At 67.2% G+C, this 833-nt stretch carries 1 protein-coding gene; it reads right to left on the bottom strand.

The features are described from left to right. Window positions 1-106: 106 nt before the first annotated feature. On the bottom strand, window positions 107-833 hold a 727-nt coding region (locus AC01Y6_RS10665; protein WP_476671501.1), incomplete at its 5' end, for a carbohydrate ABC transporter permease.

Raw genomic sequence — 833 nt, forward strand, 5'->3', positions numbered from 1 at the left:
GGTAGCGCCACGCAGTGACCCGGGAAAGTCCCAAAGCCTCTGCCACCTCTTCCACGGTGAGGGCGACGGCCCCTCGTGGCGTCCCGACGTGGCCCGCGGGGCGGCCTCATCCCTTCACCCCCGTGAGCACGGCGCCCTCCACGATCTGGCGCTGGGCGAAGAGGAACACGAGAAGCACGGGGAGGACCGCGAGGCTCGAGGCGGCCATGATCAGGTTCCAGGCCGTGCCCGCCTCCCCCGAGAAGAGGGCCACCCCCACGGGGACGGTGCGCATCTCCGGCCTCTGGACCACGATGAGGGGCCAGAGGAAGGCGTTCCAGTTCCCAAGAAAGGTGAAGATGCCCAAGGCGGCCAGGGCGGGGCGGACCAGGGGCAGGCCCACGCGGAGGAAGACGCCGAACTCGGTGAGCCCGTCTATGCGGGCGGCGTCGAAGAGGTCCTGGGGCAGGGTGGTGAAGAACTGCCGCAGGAGGAAGACCCCGAAGGCGCTCATGAGCCCGGGGAAGAGGAGGCCCCAGTAGGTGTCGGTCCAGCCCCGTTCTGCGCTCATCACGTACCAGGGGATGACCAGCATCTCCATGGGCACCATGAGGGTAGAGAGGATGAGGAGGAAGACCAGGTTCTTTCCGGGGAAGCGGAGCCGCGCCAGGGTGTACCCGGCGAGGCTGTCGAAGAAGAGCACGGAGGCCGTGGTGACCGAGGCCACCAGGAGGCTATTGAGAAACCAGCGGGGAAAGCCGGTTTGTTCCAGCACCTGGCGGTAGTTGTCCAAGGTGGGTTCCTGGGGGAGGAAGCGGAGCGCGAAGAGCTCGGGGAAGGGTTTCAAGGAGGTG

It is taken from the genome of Thermus sp., assembly GCF_056332225.1.